This window comes from sulfur-oxidizing endosymbiont of Gigantopelta aegis, assembly GCF_016097415.1.
Lineage (GTDB): Bacteria > Pseudomonadota > Gammaproteobacteria > GRL18 > GRL18 > GRL18.
The window spans coordinates 1-18,841 of the sequence record NZ_JAEHGE010000006.1; the positions used below are offsets into that span (position 1 = coordinate 1).

Consider the following 18,841-nt stretch of genomic DNA (forward strand, 5'->3'; position numbering starts at 1 on the left):
TAAAGAAATGGGACTGCACCTTAATTGGCTTCATGATAAACGTGCTTATATTCAAGGTGCGATTAGTTTAGTGCAGCAAAACATCTTGATTGGTGGACTGCTAGCCATTATCATTTTACTGCTATTTTTACGGGCAATATCTGCCACTGCGGTGGTGGCTTTGGCAATTCCTATATCAATTATTGCTACCTTCATCATCCTCCATCTTATGGGGCGCTCACTGAATACCATCTCATTGGCCGGCATCTCTTTTTCTGTAGGTATGTTGGTTGATTCAGCCATTGTGGTGCTGGAAAATATTGATCGTCATAAAAAAATGGGCAAGTCATTTTTTGCTGCGGCCTATGACGGCACTAGCGAAGTATGGGGAGCCTTAATCGCATCTGCACTCACAACGATAGCGGTCTTTTTGCCCATTATCTTTTTACAAAATGAAGCAGGGCAATTATTTAAAGATATTGCCATTGCGGTGACTGCTGCCGTGACATTTTCACTGTTTGTATCCATTTCAGTGATACCGATGCTATGGCATCAATTAATGACCTTGCATTCCCCTGAAACAAATACGCCCCGCCGCTTATTTTCTAATCGCCTGACACATGCAATTAATGACGCACTGGTTGCTGTCGGGCGCTGGATCAGTCATTTTATTATGCACTTAATCAGTCAAATTTTACAGACTAAGACACGCCGTTTAGTGACTATTTTTAGTTTAACATGCCTATCTGCTTTAAGTGTTTATAGCCTCTTACCAAAAATGGAGTATTTACCTCAGGGCAATCGCAATTTATATTTCAACATTCTCATTCCACCCCCGGGGCTTTCCTATCAGGAAAAAAAATCCATTGGTGACTCTATCTACCAACAATTAAAGCCCCATATCAATCAGGATTATAAGGCCTATCCTGCTATAGAACGCTTATTTTATGTGGCATCCGGTAGCTTTATGATTTTTGGTGTCATTGCCGAAGAAGATAGTCGAATAAAAGAGCTCAAGCCCTTATTAATTCCTATTGTGAATAGCTTTCCCGGTATTTTTGGCATCACTAAACAAGCTGGTGTGTTTGAACAAGGCATAGGCAAGGGCAGAACCATTGACATTGATATCAGCGGTGAAAAAATAGAACAACTTACTCTGGTGGGTGCGACCTTATTTGGTGCAATAAAAAAATCTGCACCTAAGATGCAAATCCGTCCCATTCCTTCGATTGAATTGCTCTACCCTGAAGTCTTACTCAAGCCCAAACACAGTCAATTACAACGCCTGGGTATGGATTTGTTATCACTTGGGATTTTCGCCGACGTGCTATTAGAAGGACGCAAGATTGATGACTTTAAAGTAGAAGGTGAGAAAAAAATCGATTTGATCTTACAGGCTGATAAACAAGATATTCATTCTCCGGAAGAACTGTATTATAGCCTGGTGGCCACACCATCGGGTAAGTTAGTTGGTTTTAATACCCTGGCTGAGTTTGAAGCAACCAGTGGCATCAGTGAAATTCGTCATTTTAACGGCAAAAGAACCATCACTTTAGAAGTGACGCCACCCGATGAGATGACCTTGCAAGAAGGCATGGAGCTCTTTGAACAAGAGATTATTCCCAGCTTAGAAAAACAAGGTAAGTTAAAGGGTGTGAGCATTTCTTTAAGCGGCACAACGGATAAACTCACTGAAACCGTTGATTCGATGTATCTCAATATCATCCTTGCCATTGTGATTACTTATTTATTAATGTCAGCATTATTTGCTAATTTTGTTTATCCATTGATCATTTTATTTACTTTGCCTTTAGCGGCGGCAGGTGGCTTTATTGGTCTAGCTTTTACCAATCAATTTTTAGCCCATCAGCCACTCGATGTACTTACAATGTTGGGCTTTATTATTTTAATTGGTATTGTTGTTAATAATGCTATTTTGATCGTTCATCAAGCATTGAATTTAATACGCAATGAAGCCTATGCACATAAAGAGGCGATCATTGAATCAACACGCAGTCGTTTACGCCCTATTTTTATGGGTTCTTTAACATCGTTATTTGGTATGTTGCCCTTGTTGCTATCGCCGGGGCCAGGTTCTGAGTTTTATCGAGGCTTGGGTAGTGTGATCACCGGTGGTTTGGCTTTCTCTACCATTTTTACTTTGTTTGTAATTCCATCGTTATTAATGTTTGTGATAGGGATGGAGAAGAAGCAACCCCCTCAGTCCCCCTTCTAAAAGAAGGGGGAAGTCAAGAGCAACGTTACAAGTACCTATCGTGCTTATTAATTACTGCTCACTTGCGCCCCGGATAAGGCAATACTTTTCATGGTATCTTCTGTTGAATCCGGCGCACTGCTAATGGCCATAAACTGTCCCATGGTTAAATCAGGAAAACTTATTGCAATTCTGAATTTACCATTAAGCATATAGGCCTTATTGCCTGAAACAAGAATCTCATAAGGCAGATGAGCCGAATGCTTTACACTGGCTACATCAATATTCCCCATCACTGTTCTATCAGCACCTGCTCCTTTGGTGATAGCAACACCAAAGACGGTTTCTTCTTTACCTGGGATATCGATACGATAAACCTTTTTAGTACCATTTTTACGACTGCTTAAATTGTTTTCTACAGTCTGTACTAAAGTGCTATAACTGCTGCCTTTTTGTAGGGTGATTTGATCATCGAAATAAGGCATACCGAACATATAGTGCCAGTCACGCAAGTCATTGGCTGCGATTCCTTTATTAGAGCCATAGACCTTTTGATGTCCCAGTGTTTTTGCCAGCTTGTTGGTGGTCGCACCTGCATCCCCTTTCATCCGATATATATTTTGTGTGTAATAGGGGTTGGTATAAGATACCTGAACTCTACCTGCCGCCTGAGTTACTGCGATACGAATAGGTGCGCCATAACCGCCAAACTTAGACTTGGATGCTTGTGTCTTCATCGCTTTATTGGTCACGATAATAATAGTGGCTTTATTATACGGCGAATATTCTCCTACTATTTCAAAGCCTGACTTTTTTAAGCGGCTTTTTGTAGCACCAACAATTTTTTGTATGCTGCCATTGGTACTGAGTCCCAAAACAAAGGGACGAAGTTTTGAGCTATTCAGTTGAGCGCTCCCCATATCCGTCTTATCCCAGGGATCGTAAGCAACTTTTTGCACAGGCTTTTGCACAGGTGCTACAGCTACTGAGGTGATGGCTTGAGTAGTGACCACATTGCTTGCTGCAGAAGTTACTGTAACAGGGGTTATAGAGGGGCTAGGCTGGCTGCTTGAAGTTTTAGCAACTGCCGTGCTTGTAGTGATGGCTTTTGGTTGTGTTTTATAGGCTGTGACTTGTGGCTTAGCTGTTGTTTTAGCAACTGGCTTTGAGCTCACTACTTGCTTAGGGCTATTAACTGCTGGCTTAGGGCTATAAGCCAGCATTTTAGCTGAATCCTGCCATTGCATTGGCGGCTGTTTTTGAGTCTGAGAGATGCCTGCTGCTGTTGGCTGATTGCTAATTGTTTGCACCATCGCTATGGCTTCAGCTTCAATAGGTGAGTTCAGTTTTCTATCGACTTCAGCAATGGAACGACTAATCGAGCTACTGGTGCTATTCACATTTTTTGCACGACTTAAATACATTCTACTTTTATTCATTTCACCATTGGTTAAGGCTGATTTTGCCCAAACCAAGTAACGACTAGCAACAATATTCAAACCATCCTGAGCATGAGCATTATCGGGATCAATACTGAGCACATGGTTATAACGTTCCATGGCATTTTTTCCCGGTGGTGCCGTTAAGCGATCAGCTTTTAAGTCTCCGGCTGCAGCAATCAATTGCTCATCAATGAGCAATTGATATTGCTGTTGTTCGTATTCATTGGCGGCTGAAGATATTTGTTTGTCAACATTGATATGCGGGCGACTGATGGCAATTGAGTTGTTTGTTGAGGCTCTATTGGCAATAGTGTTTACAGCAGGTGCTGCATAAACCGGTGCTGAGGCCACTTGCATTCTATTTTGCAGTGTTGCTTGTCGCTCATAAGTCGGGCTACTGTCCATGTGTGATTGTAATACACCATAGAGTTGTTCAGACCATTCATCAAAGGCGACTGCAACATCATCCCAATTAGAGTAGGCAGATAAAAACTCACCACTTTGACGATCAATAATGGCGACCAGTGGTTCACCACTCATGGCATCAACTATTTCACCCTCAATGATGACATTGCCATAATCACCGCCAATCACTGCACCCAGAGTTGAGCCGGTATTCGCTTCACTGATCGAAGCACGAATAATGAGCACACCGCTATCAGGACGATTGGTTACAGCGTATTTTTTTTGTACTGACATACGCATGGAGTTCTGAAAATAAATGCCCATCATTAACCGATCCCGGCGGGACATTTTTTTCGAATTATCGAGTTCACCTTCATTAATGGTCACGTCTTCAATCATGACACTATGGTATTGTGACCAGTCTACATCCTGCTTTTCATAAAAACGCTTGCTGGGCTCACCGGGGACTTCTTGTAACAAAGAAGCATCGGTCAAAAACTCTGTCTCAAGCATGTCAACCGACATCGGCTGAGTGCTTTGGCAACCAGTTAAGCTGGTGGCTGTGATAATAAAACTTGTGCTGACTGCGATAGCGAGCAATGTTTTTTTGAGCAAATTTCGGGGTGAAGTGGTGGCAGATTTTCCGGTAGACATAAGCGATTCCCTTCTAGCGTAAAGATTGGAAGCAGTAAGGGCTTATATTGAAAACAATAACTCCTCCTGAGGTAAAGGCGGGGAGTTAGGTGTAATTTAACAGCTACATCGTGACATTTTATTTGGCAATTGTTCTTTAATATCCTATTAAAAACGATGATTGCCTAGTTCTTATTTTGTCTCTGAAGCAGTAACTGCCAGCATCCTTACTACATTTTCCATGAATTAATATAATTTCTGCATGAATTATAACCAAGGCCTTTTTTGATTATTATTAGGTGTTTCCCTAGAAGATTTATATTTTTTCCAACAATTTATCTATTTTCCAACAACAGGGTAAAAAGAGGTGGTAAAATGTGCGGTCATTTATTCAGGATGATGATCAGTCTTTAGCTCAGAAAAATTCATCCCCCTATCAATAGGTTTATTGCATGAAAATTTTAGTCATCGGTAATGGCGGTCGCGAACACGCACTGGCCTGGAAAGCAGCTCAATCGCCTCAAGTAGACGAGGTGTTCGTCGCACCGGGCAATGCCGGCACCCACCGGGAAGCTCATGTCACCAATGTTGATATAGGCGTCTCCGATATCCCCGCGCTCATTGACTTTGTGCAAGCTAATGATGTGGCATTAACCATTGTCGGGCCTGAAGCGCCCTTGGTTGAGGGTGTGGTGGACCAATTCAATGCACAAGGACTGAGAATTTTTGGTCCTACTCAGGGAGCAGCGCAATTAGAAGGTTCTAAAGCCTTCACCAAGAACTTTCTTGCCCGGCATAATATTCCCACTGCTGCTTATGAAAATTTTACTGAAATTGCCCCCGCCATCGCCTATGTGAAAAAACAAGGCGCTCCGATTGTTGTTAAGGCTGATGGCCTAGCCGCTGGCAAAGGCGTTATCGTTGCGCAAACTGAAGCCGAAGCCATTAGTGCCATCGAAGACATGCTGGCAGGCAATAGTTTTGGCGAAGCCGGACACAGGGTTGTCGTAGAAGAATTCTTAACGGGTGAAGAAGCCAGCTTTATCGTCATGGCAGATGGCAAAAACATTCTCTCACTGGCCACCTCACAAGATCATAAAGCCCGTGACAATGGCGACTTAGGGCCTAATACCGGCGGCATGGGTGCTTATTCACCCGCCCCCGTTGTCACTGATGAATTAGCTGAAAAAGTCATGCAAAAGGTTATTATTCCTACTATCGAAGGCATGGCGGCTGAAGGCAATGAATATACCGGTTTTCTCTATGCCGGACTGATGATTTCACCCAATGGTGAACTCAAAGTATTAGAATACAATTGCCGTTTCGGCGATCCGGAAACTCAGCCTATTATGATGCGTCTGCAATCTGATCTGGTCGAACTTTGCCAGGCCGCGATTGACCATAAGTTAGATAGTGTCACCGCCCAATGGGATAGCCGTGCAGCCGTTGGGGTTGTCCTAGCCGCTGGCGGATATCCAGCCAGCTATGAAAACGGTCAGGTGATTGAAGGTCTTGATTTAGTGGATAGCGATAGCAGTAAGATTTTCCATGCCGGTACGACAATCGACGCTAATGATGAGCAAGTTCTGACCAGTGGTGGCCGTGTGCTTTGTATGGTTGCTTTGGGCGATACAGTCACTCAGGCACAGCAATTAGCCTATGAAAAATTGGCACAAGTACATTTTAAAGATGCCTTTTATCGCACCGATATTGGCTATCGAGCCATTGCACGAGAGTCCTAAGAAACACGTACAAGCATGACTGAAAATTGAAACTTTCAGTAAAATAGGTTAATATTCCCACATTAAATTTTCTGGTCGCCTGTAAAATATGACTTCTGGAGTGAATAAATTTCCTTCCAGAAGCCTCTCTTACGTTAAGATGCTCTCAAGCATTTACAGGTAAATTATAACAAGGAACACATTATGTCTAGTAAACACCCAGTTGTTGCAGTCACCGGTTCTTCGGGTGCTGGTACTACTACCGTAAAAGATGCATTTGAGCATATTTTCTTTCGTGAAAACATCAATCCAGCCATTATCGAAGGCGATAGCTACCACCGTTATGACCGTGCCTCCATGAAAGTTGCGGTTGAAGAAAAAGGTGATACTTTCAGCCATTTCGGCCCTGAAGCCAACCACTTTGATGTGTTATCTAACACCTTTAAAGAATATGGCGAAACAGGCATGTGTAAGCGTCGCTATTATCTACACAGTGATGAAGAAGCTAAGCCTTATGCGCCTTTAACTGCAGGACAATTCACTGACTGGGATAATATTCCTTCCGGTACTGATTTGTTATTCTATGAAGGTTTACATGGCGGTGCTAAAGATGGCGCCGATGATGTCGCTCAGTATGTTGATTTATTGGTCGGTGTTGTACCGATTGTCAACTTAGAGTGGATTCAAAAGATTCACCGTGATAATGCTCAGCGTGGTTATTCTGCCGAAGCGATTGTTGATACTATTTTACGTCGTATGCCTGACTACGTGAACTATATTACACCTCAGTTCTCGCGTACTGACATCAACTTCCAACGTGTGCCCACAGTTGATACTTCGAACCCTTTTATTGCCCGTGATATTCCAACACCGGATGAAAGCTTCATCGTTATTCGCTTCAAGCACCCTGAAGGCGTTGATTTTCCTTATTTATTAAATATGATCCCTGATTCATTTATGTCTCGTCGCAACAACATGGTTGTGCCTGGTAGCAAAATGGGTTTCGCCATGGAATTAATTCTAGCGCCTCGGATTCATGAATTAATGGAAAAAGCGAAGGCTTAATTTCCGCTAGCGCTTAATTTTAGAAGAGTTAGAAGGTATTTATTTTGTTCACGTTATGAGGCTGTCATTGGGCTTCAGCGTGGGCAGATAAGGCTGTGCCCACCCTACGGTTCAAGTCTTCTAGACGCTGCGGCGTACCAATATCCCACCAATCGCCCTGATAAATTTCTCCTGATACTTGCTGTTTTTCCATCGCACTGCGCAACATGGGCGCTAATGCCTGTTTGCCTCTATCTAAATCTGAAAAAAATGTCGGCTGATAACAAGCAATACCGCTAAACGTATAGGCTAGAGTCTTTTCTAAGGGATGTTTTATGGGATCGATCACTTGCTTGTTCTGGCAATAAAAATCACCATCAGGATGATGTTCTGGATTGTTGACCAAAATTAAATGTGCCAGACAATGACTTGTGGCTAAGTTTTGACAGGCTTTAACGATGTTTCCATAGGGAAAATCAGTAAAAACATCGGCATTGACGACCACAAAAGCTTCATCGCCCAATAAAGACAGGGCTTTTTTTATCCCGCCAGCGGTTTCCAGTGCTTGCTCTTCGCGGCTGTATTGGATTGTTGCACCATAATTAGCACCAGCCGCGAGCTTGGCTTCGATTTGCTCACCCAACCAGGCATGATTGATCACAATATCATTAATACCCACCTTAACTAAGGCTTCAATATGGTATTCAATGAGACTTTTTTCAGCAATAGTGAGTAGTGGCTTGGGCCTTGTGTCCGTGAGCGGTCGCATACGCTCGCCACGTCCTGCGGCCAGAATCATGGCTTTCATGCGCTGCTGACTTTTTCGGTGCTATTGGCAGAGCCAGAGCTATGCTCAAGTGACTGCAACAATTGCAATAAGTCAGCAAATTCAGGATAGCGGGCACACACGCTAAACAAATAGTTTAGGGTTTGTGGAATATCATTGAGGTAATTGCTTTTTCCATCACGATAATTCAAACGACAGAAGATACCGACAACTTTAAGCTGACGCTGTATACCCATCCAGTCAAACCAGCGTATAAACTGAGCCTTATCATCTTTGACTAACAGTCCTTTGCTGAGCAATATCTGCCGATATTGTTCAACCCAGGCATAAACTTTTTCTTCTGGCCAGGCAATATAGCTATCTCTCAGCAAAGAGACCAGATCATAAGTGATCGGTCCTATCACTGCATCCTGAAAATCAATAACACCGGGATTGTGTGCCGCTAAAAACATCAGATTACGGGAATGATAATCACGGTGAACAAAAACTTGCGGCTGTTCTTGAGCCGAGTGGATTAAAACAGCCATCGTATTATCAAGCATGGCTTGCTGGCTGGCATCCAAGTCCTGCTGGCAATGGACTTTGATATACCATTGCGGCAACAAGTCCATTTCCGCTCTCAGACGTTGAGCATCATATTCTGGTAGCGCTAAGCTTTTTCGTTCTGTACCGGACTCTTGCATGCCGACTTGCATTAGCACCAGGGCGCTCATCGCATCCGAATATAGTTTATCAGCTTGTGCAAAGTCCGGCGCATTGTTCAGAGATGAGTCTAGTAAACTAAGATAGGCTGTATTGCCTAAATCAGACATAAGAATAAAGCCATCCGCTTCATTAACAGCATATAAATGGGGTACGTTAATGCCGGTTTTTTCCAAACTCGAAGCAATACTGATGAACTCAGTAAGAGACTCTTTTTCCGGGGGGGCATCCATCACTACAAAGCTCTGATCCACAGGCATTTTTAGGACTGCCTGTTTAAAACTGACCCGAAAATAACGTCTAAAACTGGCATCATTCGAGGCAGGGGCAAAGCTCTGCAACTCAGCCTGCAATTCATTTTCAAGCCATTGTTTGATTTGTTTAATACGAAGGGGCATTTTCTATGTGGCTTATGTCTGGGGTGAAAAAAATGGATAGGCTTGTATATTGCTTACTCACATACAAAGCTATCCATATATTCGTGATACTTGACTAGCCTTCTATGGCAGCCATGATACGATCAAATTTTTCACGCACTTCTTTGGCCATTTCAGCCATAGCGGGTTTGTCTACAACGGTAAACATGGATTCGGGATCGACGATAGCAACAGTGGTGCTACCATCTTCTTCTTCACGGATAACGACGTTACAAGGTAATAAAAGACCCAGATCAGGTTCTTCTATCAGTGCTTTGTTAGCTAGGACAGGATTACATGCACCGAGAATTTTATAGGGCTTACGGTCAACATCAATTTTTTTCTTCAGGACTGCTTTAACATCAATTTCAGTCAAGACACCAAAACCTTCTGCCTTTAATGCTTCGAGGGTTCTTTGTTCTGCTTCTTCCATACCACAATTCACTGTTACGTGGATACCGTACATGTTTATCTCCTGATAATATACTGTGCTTTTTCTAGAAAGGTTGATGGGATCTAATATGCTGTCCCAGACCGAAAAAATCAAGTTCTTTCAGGAATAAAATACGATGGGGTTTTGGGGGAGGGGTTTGTGGGTTTATCGCTTAATGCGGTGATAGTTGAGCAGCATCACGTTGGTTAAAAAAGTGTCCCATGACCACATAACCTTTTTCGACACTGTCTTTTAATTTACACTCACTTTTGTCGGTGTTACATAAGAGCCATTTGCTGGGTAGGCTATCAACACGATGCACGGGTGCTAAGCTACCATCTTTTTCACATGAAAGATGCGTCTCACCACTGCGAGTATGACGAAAGGCTGGCAACATGCCCATGAAACGCTTATAAACTCGGGATTTTTTAGCATCCTTATCAACCGATGCTGTACTATTTTCATGATGGCTATATTGCTCATCGTTGGAAATAGTTTCTCTATTGAAGTTCATAATCTTACCTCACCGCGTTTATTTTTATCTGCAATTAATACTTGTGAATTAACTATAGCGTAAAAATAATAAAAAACTGCGAATTTGCTGATTTATGTTATTTTATTTAAAATAAAACAACATAGGCACTCTATCTATTTGATAGCGTTAGACTTTATTTTTTAAAATTTCTTGCATTTGTTGCACAGATTGAGTCGATAAGGCTTTACGAGTGGTATTTTCAGAGGAAATAAAGGGTGTAAAGTGCAGATCAGCAGTGATTTTATCAAGCCCTAGGAGCGCCCAGAGGTGTTGCAACATATTGGCATCACCAATAAAAGGAATTTGCTCTGATAATTGATCTGCCACTTTGTAGCTAATGACAATGGGTTGCACCCCCGGTCTGATATTTTCCCCGTGCAAACCAACAACCGATTGCAATAAACCGGGGAAAAAATGCGCCAATTGACGGCCATCACTGGTACCCCCTTCAGGAAAGATGGTGACTCGCTCCCCTGCGCAAATTAAGTCAGCAATTTGTGTGTTTAATTGTCGGATGTCAGCAATACTGCCTCGTTTGACGAAGATAGTGCCCACTTTGGCACTCATCCAACCCACTACCGGCCATTGTGCAATCTCACTTTTTGCCACAAAACGGGTTGGGTAGACTGAGCCGAGCAGGATGATATCTTTCCAGGAAATATGGTTGGACACCATTAACGGGCTATTCTCTTCAACTTCACCATGAATTTTTATTTCTATACTCAAGAGTCGAACAAAACGCTTAAACCAGCGTTGAATAATAATTTTTTGCGTGGCACTTGGTGACTTTTTATCATCCAGATAGTAAAGCACTTGCACTATGCCCCAATGAACGTGCAAAATAATGCGTAAAAAACGATAGGATTTTTTTATAATTAAAAACATTCAGATGACGTGTCCTTGGGGCATTTTTGTTCTGGATATACTCAGCATAAATATAGAGTCTAATGATACTTATGGCAAATTTTTGGGAAAACAAAACATTAAGCGAATTGACGCAAAATGAGTGGGAACAAGTTTGCGATGGCTGTGCAAAATGCTGCTTACATAAATTAGAAGATGAAGACAGCGGCATCATCTATGGCACTAATGTGGTATGCCAATACCTCGATACCGACACTTGCCATTGTGGCGATTATGCCCGACGCAGTGTCTTAGTGCCGGAATGCGTTACTTTAAATATGAGTAATCTAGAACAGGTTTATTTTATGCCAGCCACTTGTGGCTATCGCCTACTCGCCGAAGGTAAAGCCTTGCCTGATTGGCATCCTTTAATCAGTAAAAATAAAGACACCGTACACAGTTCAGGCAACTCAGTACGGGGCAAGGTAATTTCAGAACTGGAAGCCGATGATCTCATGCATCATTTAACCGGGGAATGGGATTAATTGTGCCCACGCTGAAAGTCTGCATAATAAGCGCTTGAATCCGCGTGGGCAGATAAGGCCATGCCCACCCTACGGTTTGTATATAAAAAACCCTATTTACGGATGGGCACTAATTATTAAGCAAATTCCCGTTTTTTTTATTCAATTCACACCAGAGCAAATCCACCGATTGCTCTTTATCAGGCACATAACCGGTTTCACTGTCTAATAAGATTTCCCGCACCCAGCAAACATTAAAATCATTACAAGCCTCATCCAATAAGCGTAACTTTTCTTCTAGCACCGGCATAGCCATGAACTTTTCTTCTGCCCGCATGATACGTGGATGTTGGGTATCAGCCACATTGTCACCAATTAATAACTCTTCATAGAGTTTTTCACCCGGTCTTAAACCAGTATAGGTAATTTCAATATCCCCTTGCGGATTATTGTCATCCTTCACTTCATAGCCTGATAAATGAATCATTTTCTTTGCCAAATCGGCAATTTTAACCGGCTCCCCCATATCTAGCACGAATACATCCCCACCACGCTCATTGCTAGCCCCCAATGAACCGGCTTGTAAAACGAGTTGAGCGGCTTCCGGTATGGTCATAAAATAGCGAATAATATTTACATGGGTCACAGTAACCGGACCACCCTGTTTAATCTGCCGATTAAACAGGGGCACAACCGAACCCGACGAGCCCAATACATTACCAAAACGTACCATACAAAAACGGGTTTTTTCGGACTCAACCGCCAGCGCTTGTAGAACCTGTTCAGCAAACCGCTTGGTGGTTCCCATCACATTGGTTGGCCGCACAGCTTTATCGGTGGAGATAAGCACAAAGGTTTCGACTTCTGCTGCCAATGCTGCTTCTGCGGCGCGTAAAGTGCCAAAAATATTATTGCGGATACCTTCAACTATGTTTTCTTCAACGATGGGAACGTGTTTATACGCTGCCGCATGATATATCGTCTGCACCCCATAGACTGTGAAGATACTTTGCAAGCGTTTTTTATCCTGTACCGAACCCAGTAAGGCGGTCAGTTGAATATCAACATCAGCGCTTAGTTTAAGTTTAGATAAAGCTTTTTTGAGTTCCTGTTCAATGGAATACAGGGCATACTCAGAAATTTCCAACAAAATAAGCTGTCGTGGCTGATGTTTGATGATCTGCCGACACAGTTCAGAGCCAATCGAACCGCCTGCCCCTGTCACCATCACCACTTTGTTTTTGATACATTGTTCAAAAAGCTGATGATCCGGTGCAACCGCATCACGCCCAAGCAGATCTTCAATGTCTACTTCACGTAACTCTTCAATTTTTGCCTTACCACTGACAATATCAGCCAATACGGGAATGGTTTTTACGTGTACCGGCAGCACTTCAAGTTTGGCAATAATATTGCGTTTTTGGTGCGCAGAAACCGATGGCATGGCCAATAAGACCTGTGAAATACCCTTTTTTTCAATCAAACTATCAAGATGGTGGGGCCGATAAACTTGAACACCATTAATGACTCGACCTTTTATTTCCCGATCATCATCAATAAAAGCCATAGCCTCATATTCACCACTTTGACGTAGTGCATTCAATGATTGCCGCCCTGCATCACCCGCACCATAAATTGCCACTTTTTCATTGTCTTTTTTCAGGATCGATTGATAATACAGCCAAATGGCGAAACGGGAACCGCCGACAAAAAATAAGGCAATGCCCCAGTAGATAAAAGGAATTGAGCGAGGAATGTTCTCTGCACGGGTAAAAAACACCATGGTGCCAACGATTAAAGCTGAAATAGAAATACCTTTAACCACGGCAATAATGGCTTCAGTGCCCATAAAGCGAACCACCGCTCGATAGAGGCCTAGGCGTAAAAAGACAATAATACTCAGACTGGCACTGAAAGCATAAACCAGTAAATCTTTCAGTTCGGTAGTATAAGGTAAATCCCCCCAACGCAGAGCAATGGCCAGCCACAGTGCCAAAGGTAGCCATATCAGATCAGCAGTGATAAGAATCAATTGTTTTAAATGGGTTGAGAGCTCTTTTTTAGGCATAAAAAATTTTACCATGCCCAGCAAGCATTAACGAGACTCAAGCATTTTTTTTATCCCATCTTTAACAGAAAGCCCTGGTTTCCAGCCTAATAATTGCTCATTTTTGCTAATATCAACCTGCAACGAACCAAATAGGCGTTCAAATTCTGCATTTTTATGCAATAAAGCGGCAAAAAATCGAATCCAGCCTCTGGGTAAATAAAATAAACGACTTTTTACATGCAAGACTGTAGCAATAGTTTCAAACAATTCTGTCGTAGACACATCCTGACCATCGTTCACTAAAAAGACTTCATCAGCAGCTTTAGGATGGGACAAACACACTTGAATCAATGAACAAAGATTGTCGATACTCACCAAACTACGCGCATTTTTTATACCCGAAAAAGGCAGGGGTAATGATTTGTTCACTAAATTGATAAGACGTCGAAAATTACCCTTAACACCCCGACCATAAACCAATGTAGGACGAATAATAACGATTTCCAGTCCCGTTTCCTTACCTAATTGCAAAAGCTGTTGCTCTGCTTCAAATTTAGATATCGCATAAGGATCTTGTGGCGCAGGCACGTCATCCGCAAAAAATGGTTTATCCGCCGTTTTCTCACCATTAACCTTAATCGAGCTAAGATAGATAAAGCGCTTAACACCCGCATCCACTGCCTGTCGAGCAAGATTGAGCGTACCCTGAGTATTCACCTCACGAAAAGCCGCCAAGGGATCAGCATGGGTTTCTTGCATCACATGCACCCGTGCTGCCAAATGCACTACGGCATCTACCCCGCTTAAGGCTGCTTGCCATTGCGTTTGAGCATTGATATCACCCACGGCAAAGCACCTGACCATGTCCTCAGTTGATTCACTATGATAGCCTGGAGATTCAGGTAAATGGCGATAGGTTTTTATAAGTGCCATAGGTTCTTCAACAAGTGAAGAAGCAAGTGATTGGCCAACAAAACCATTACTACCGGTGATTAAGACTTTAAGCAAAGCGGCTTCCTAAGCGTATTTTGTGAATTGAATACCGTAGCTCAAATACCACAGTTCAAATATCATAGACTGAATATTATCATACCCCAAGCAACAATCATAAAAGCGATTCACTAACCAAGATTCTGATTAAAAAATTCGTAAAATTAAAGTGTTTTTTAGTACCATCTAAACCTACAAATAAGCATTGTAGGACAGTAGACATGCAATACCACCATTTACATTCGACTATTTCAGATGTATCATCTGAATATGGCAGATATAAAAAGAAACTTACACAATAAAATCAATGAACTCATGGACTACTTCCCCTGCTTAGTGATCTGGGGACCACGCCAATGCGGGAAAACAGTATTATCAAAAATGCTTAGACCCAATTGGGCTTACTTTGATCTGGAAAATCCACAAACTTTTGACAAAATTCACGATGACCTCAACTTTTTTTTTCAACACAATAATACTGATGTCATCATCGATGAAGCGCAACTTTCGCCCGATCTTTTTCGCACCCTCAGAGGTGTCATTGATGACAAACGGTCGCTCAACAACCGTTTTATTCTAACCGGCTCTAGCTCACCCGAGTTGTTAAGTAAAACCAATGAAACCTTGGCTGGACGCGTTGCAACGGTTGAACTATCGCCATTTAAGGTTAACGAGCTGCAACAAACACCATTGCCAGAATTCTATTCAATTTTTAATAAACCATTATCCATTCAAGATTTTGATTTTTTATATCGGCTTCAGCCCATTGTGAGCCATGAGCAACTACTCAATCATTTTCTTCAGGGTGGTTATCCAACACCCACATTGACCAACAACTCATCACTGCATAAAAACTGGATGGAACAATATTTTGCAAATTATATTTTAAGAGACGTTAGAAATTTATTTCCTAAAATGGACACGATTAAATTTCGTCGCTTCAGCATGATGTTAACGGCTCTATCCGGCACCATAATCAATCGCTCCCAATTAGGACGCTCACTGGATGTTAATGAAAGCACGGTAAAAAATTATCTCGATATTGCGCATGGCACAATGATTTGGCGAAATATTCCCAGCTTTGAGCGTTCTAAAATAAAATCAATCATAAAAATGCCTAAAGGTATTTTCCGTGACAGTGGCTTAAACAATTATCTGCAAAACTTAATCACCTTTGAACAATTACATAATTCCCCCTTAGTAGGACAAAACTTTGAATCTTTTATTATTGAAGAGGTTATTCGCGGGGTACAAGCAAGCCAAGCAACCCGGTGGAATTATTCTTATTTTAGAACCAAATCAGGTTCTGAAGTTGATCTTGTCCTCTCCGGCGAATTTGGCCTGCTGCCTATTGAAATAAAATATGGTACAGACACTCGAAGAAAGCAGTTAACAGGCCTACAAAAATTTATTACCGATAACAATGCGCCTTATGGTATCGTAATTAACAATTCTGAAAAAATAGCACTCATCAGTGATAAAATTATACAAATACCGGCGGTGTTTATTTAGTTGCTTATGTTGAATATTATCATATTGAAACAAATATGCATAAAAGTAATTCCTCAGATAGAGGCTCTCCAAATTGCTCATTCAATATAACAGATGCAATGAATAAACTTCTAGACAATTTCATCCCTTAGCACTTGTATTTAATGATATACTTTCTTTCATTAAATCAGCTATTCATTCACCCTAATAGACAAAGAACAAGAGACTCTCTATGAATTTTGACGTTAGAAAAAGAATCATCTTTCCCGTCATATTACTGCTCATTAGCACTATTATTGCATTATCAATCGCTGAAATGACATTAAGAATTTTAAACATTGGCTATGGCAATGCACCCCAGGAGCCTCACCCTGTCTTTCACCATGTTCATCCCCGTGAATATCGATTCGTCTCGCATGACCCTGCTGGAGAGTATGGAGGCCACAAAATATATTATGACAATGAAAGACTTGTGAACAATCCCGAGTCAATTAAACAGGTAACATCAAATTGTCTGATTACATTTCTAGGTGATTCGTTTACTGAAGCAGGACAGGTTCCTGATGTGTCATTCACGGCACAGGCTGAGGAGCCGATGGCCGTCAACGGTAATGGGCGGCATTTATGTCGCCTTTTACCCCTCTTCAATCAATCGATTTAAGCTATTTCCTGCTGTATTTCATAATCGACTGGTGACAAATAATCATTAGCCGAATGAAGTCGCTCCCGATTATAAAATACCTCAATATATTCAAATATTGCCTGCTTTGCTTCTACTCTGGTTTTGAATCGACAATGGTGCGTCAATTCAGTTTTCAAACTATGAAAGAAGCTCTCTGATACAGCATTGTCCCAGCAATTTCCTTTGCGGCTCATAGACTGAATTATGTTATGATCCGACAATATTTTTCTATGACTATCAGAGGCATATTGGCTACCTCGGTCAGTATGCCAAAGCAATCCATCCATTGGTTTACGCTTCCATATGGCCATCAGTAAAGCATCATTGACTAGCTTGGCTTTCATTCGCTCATCCATCGACCAGCCAACAATTTGCCTAGAGAATAAGTCAATGACAACCGCTAAATATAACCAGCCTTCCTTGGTGGCAATATAGGTAATATCACCCACATAGTAGCGATCAGGTTGAGAGACAGTAAACTCTCTTTCCAGTAAATTTGGAGATATACGCTTATTATGCTTGGAATTAGTCGTCGCTTTAAAGCGTCTCTTCGTTTTACAAAACAAACCGGCTTTTTTCATTAATCGACCAATTCTCCGGCGGCTTATATGAACGCCTTTTTCAGCCAGTTTTCTTTTTAAGACGACGGGTTCCATAAGTCTTGCGACTGTCTTCAAACAGTTTTTTAGCTGCTCAGTAAGCGCTTCATTTTCTTTCTCTCTATCCGTTTTAGGAGAGCTAACCCAATCATAATAGCAACTACGGGAAACATCCATAAAACGGCACAGAATCGTTACCGGGTAATCTTTAGCCTGATCAGTTATCCATGCGTACTTCACAAAGTTTCCCTTGCAAAGTACGCTGTGGCCTTTTTAATAAATCACGCTCCTGAATCACTTTTGCCAATTCTTTTTTCAGACGTTTTACTTCATCATAAATGTGTTCATCACTTCTATTGGCTACCGTCTTCACCGGTTTGGAATATTTACTGATCCAGGTATGTAGAGTATTTACATTAACACCTAGCTCCCTGGCAGTCTGAGAAACGGGTTGATCCGTCTCATTAGCTAATTTGACAGCTGATTCTTTAAATTCTGATGTATAGCTTTTGTTCGGTTTTTTTGTTTGATCATTCATTTTAGGTCACACTTTTTATCTTTTAGTTATTTTAAGTTGTGTGTCCGGTTAAGTATAGCCACATTATCCTTATAAAAATTCATTTGTTGGAATATTAGAAAGGAAGTCAGAGTGTCAAGTTAAAAATTATGGCGTATCGAGTTATAGTCCTATTTTTTACTTGCTTCAATGGCAACAACAAATTAAAAAACTCAAGCCGTCTCTGGTTATTGTCCAATTGTATAGTAATGATATTGCCTCAGATAGCGAATATTTGAAAACAGCAATAAAGAACAAGCAAGGCGATATTATAGCAATACCCGGCCCAAAAAATGACTGGCTAAGACACCAACTTAGAAAGTCCTATTTAGTACGTTTTCTGCGCAAGGTGCAATTGCAATTGCAATGGGTCTATAACAACAAAGATAAAAAGAAAGTTGTCGTGGCTGGAATGGTAGAAGAAAATCCTGATATCACCACTTTCAGTGGCAATTTGATTAAAACGCTGGCTCAAGAAGTACGGGCATCGGGTGCACAGTTTGCGCTGACCATTATCCCATCTAAATTTCGCATAAAGCAACACACCTACAAATCTGACACACTGCAATTTTCTGATAAATGGCGACTATTTTCTCAACAAAATGACATCCCTTTTATCGATCTTACAAAAGCCTTTACCACCGAAACCGCTAAAGGTAGTCAGTTATTTTTTGAGCGGGACATACATTTTAATAAGAATAGCCACAAATTAGCGGCTTCAGAGTTAACTAGAGCCTATCCTGAATTATTTAACAATTCACCACTTTAGAATAAGGTATAAATAAAGGGTGCAA

General features: G+C 41.6%; 17 protein-coding genes. 7 read left to right on the forward strand and 10 right to left on the reverse strand.

Features of this window, described 5'->3' with window-relative positions; translation table 11 throughout:
• Positions 1 to 2,215, forward strand: a 2,215-nt coding sequence (locus JEU79_RS25325) for an efflux RND transporter permease subunit (protein WP_198266691.1), incomplete at its 5' end; no start/stop codon positions are given.
• 47 nt (positions 2,216 to 2,262) lie between these two features.
• Here the strand turns inward: JEU79_RS25325 and JEU79_RS25330 are convergent.
• Positions 2,263 to 4,695, reverse strand: a complete 2,433-nt coding sequence (locus tag JEU79_RS25330) for a DUF3313 family protein (RefSeq protein WP_198266692.1) — start codon at positions 4,693 to 4,695, stop codon at positions 2,263 to 2,265.
• 431 nt (positions 4,696 to 5,126) lie between these two features.
• Here JEU79_RS25330 and purD point away from each other — a divergent pair, with 431 nt between their 5' ends.
• Together purD and JEU79_RS25340 are read left to right on the forward strand one after the other, a co-directional pair.
• Entirely contained in the window at positions 5,127 to 6,416 is a 1,290-nt protein-coding gene (gene purD / locus JEU79_RS25335) for a phosphoribosylamine--glycine ligase (protein ID WP_198266693.1), read from the forward strand.
• A gap of 183 nt (positions 6,417 to 6,599) precedes the next feature.
• Positions 6,600 to 7,460, forward strand: a complete 861-nt coding sequence (locus JEU79_RS25340; protein ID WP_198266694.1) for a phosphoribulokinase — start codon at positions 6,600 to 6,602, stop codon at positions 7,458 to 7,460.
• Between the two features lie 64 nt (positions 7,461 to 7,524).
• Here JEU79_RS25340 and murU read toward each other — a convergent pair whose 3' ends face one another.
• The 5 genes from murU to JEU79_RS25365 all read right to left on the reverse strand — a co-directional run bounded on the left by murU (position 7,525) and on the right by JEU79_RS25365 (position 11,197).
• Positions 7,525 to 8,247, reverse strand: a complete 723-nt coding sequence (murU, locus tag JEU79_RS25345; RefSeq protein WP_198266695.1) for an N-acetylmuramate alpha-1-phosphate uridylyltransferase MurU — start codon at positions 8,245 to 8,247, stop codon at positions 7,525 to 7,527.
• Positions 8,244 to 9,326 (reverse strand): aminoglycoside phosphotransferase family protein, encoded by a 1,083-nt coding sequence (locus tag JEU79_RS25350; protein WP_198266696.1) that lies wholly within the window; start codon positions 9,324 to 9,326, stop codon positions 8,244 to 8,246. The genes murU and JEU79_RS25350 overlap by 4 nt, the downstream gene beginning before the upstream one ends.
• Before the next feature lie 94 nt (positions 9,327 to 9,420).
• Positions 9,421 to 9,810, reverse strand: a complete 390-nt coding sequence (locus JEU79_RS25355) for a DUF302 domain-containing protein (protein WP_198266697.1) — start codon at positions 9,808 to 9,810, stop codon at positions 9,421 to 9,423.
• 139 nt (positions 9,811 to 9,949) lie between these two features.
• Positions 9,950 to 10,291 carry a hypothetical protein gene (locus JEU79_RS25360; RefSeq protein WP_198266698.1) on the reverse strand — a complete coding sequence of 114 codons (342 nt, stop codon included), beginning with the start codon at positions 10,289 to 10,291 and terminating at the stop codon, positions 9,950 to 9,952.
• A gap of 147 nt (positions 10,292 to 10,438) precedes the next feature.
• Positions 10,439 to 11,197, reverse strand: coding sequence for a lysophospholipid acyltransferase family protein (locus tag JEU79_RS25365; protein ID WP_198266699.1), 759 nt, complete (start codon positions 11,195 to 11,197; stop codon positions 10,439 to 10,441).
• 71 nt (positions 11,198 to 11,268) lie between these two features.
• Here JEU79_RS25365 and JEU79_RS25370 point away from each other — a divergent pair, with 71 nt between their 5' ends.
• Complete coding sequence (locus JEU79_RS25370) at positions 11,269 to 11,700, forward strand: YcgN family cysteine cluster protein (RefSeq protein ID WP_246540721.1); 432 nt, start codon at positions 11,269 to 11,271, stop codon at positions 11,698 to 11,700.
• Positions 11,701 to 11,809: 109 nt separating this feature from the next.
• Here JEU79_RS25370 and JEU79_RS25375 read toward each other — a convergent pair whose 3' ends face one another.
• Both JEU79_RS25375 and JEU79_RS25380 read right to left on the reverse strand, forming a co-directional pair.
• Positions 11,810 to 13,747: a polysaccharide biosynthesis protein gene (locus JEU79_RS25375; RefSeq protein ID WP_198266701.1), complete on the reverse strand. Its 1,938-nt coding sequence runs from the start codon at positions 13,745 to 13,747 to the stop codon at positions 11,810 to 11,812.
• A 27-nt stretch (positions 13,748 to 13,774) separates the two neighbouring features.
• Complete coding sequence (locus JEU79_RS25380) at positions 13,775 to 14,737, reverse strand: UDP-glucose 4-epimerase family protein (RefSeq protein WP_198266702.1); 963 nt, start codon at positions 14,735 to 14,737, stop codon at positions 13,775 to 13,777.
• Positions 14,738 to 14,989: 252 nt separating this feature from the next.
• Between JEU79_RS25380 and JEU79_RS25385 the strand changes: the two genes are divergently transcribed.
• Positions 14,990 to 16,231: an ATP-binding protein gene (locus JEU79_RS25385; RefSeq protein ID WP_214660681.1), complete on the forward strand. Its 1,242-nt coding sequence runs from the start codon at positions 14,990 to 14,992 to the stop codon at positions 16,229 to 16,231.
• Positions 16,232 to 16,442: 211 nt separating this feature from the next.
• Entirely contained in the window at positions 16,443 to 16,871 is a 429-nt protein-coding gene (locus JEU79_RS25390) for a hypothetical protein (RefSeq protein WP_198266704.1), read from the forward strand.
• Here the strand turns inward: JEU79_RS25390 and JEU79_RS25395 are convergent.
• Positions 16,868 to 17,731, reverse strand: coding sequence for an IS3 family transposase (locus JEU79_RS25395; protein WP_198263029.1), 864 nt, complete (start codon positions 17,729 to 17,731; stop codon positions 16,868 to 16,870). The genes JEU79_RS25390 and JEU79_RS25395 overlap by 4 nt on opposite strands.
• Positions 17,709 to 18,029: a transposase gene (locus JEU79_RS27220; protein ID WP_198263033.1), complete on the reverse strand. Its 321-nt coding sequence runs from the start codon at positions 18,027 to 18,029 to the stop codon at positions 17,709 to 17,711. Before JEU79_RS27220 ends, JEU79_RS25395 begins: the two co-directional genes overlap by 23 nt.
• Positions 18,030 to 18,282: 253 nt before the next feature.
• Between JEU79_RS27220 and JEU79_RS25400 the strand changes: the two genes are divergently transcribed.
• A complete protein-coding gene (locus tag JEU79_RS25400) occupies positions 18,283 to 18,816 on the forward strand; it encodes an alginate O-acetyltransferase AlgX-related protein (RefSeq protein WP_343075031.1) in 534 nt (177 codons plus the stop codon).
• Positions 18,817 to 18,841: the final 25 nt, after the last annotated feature.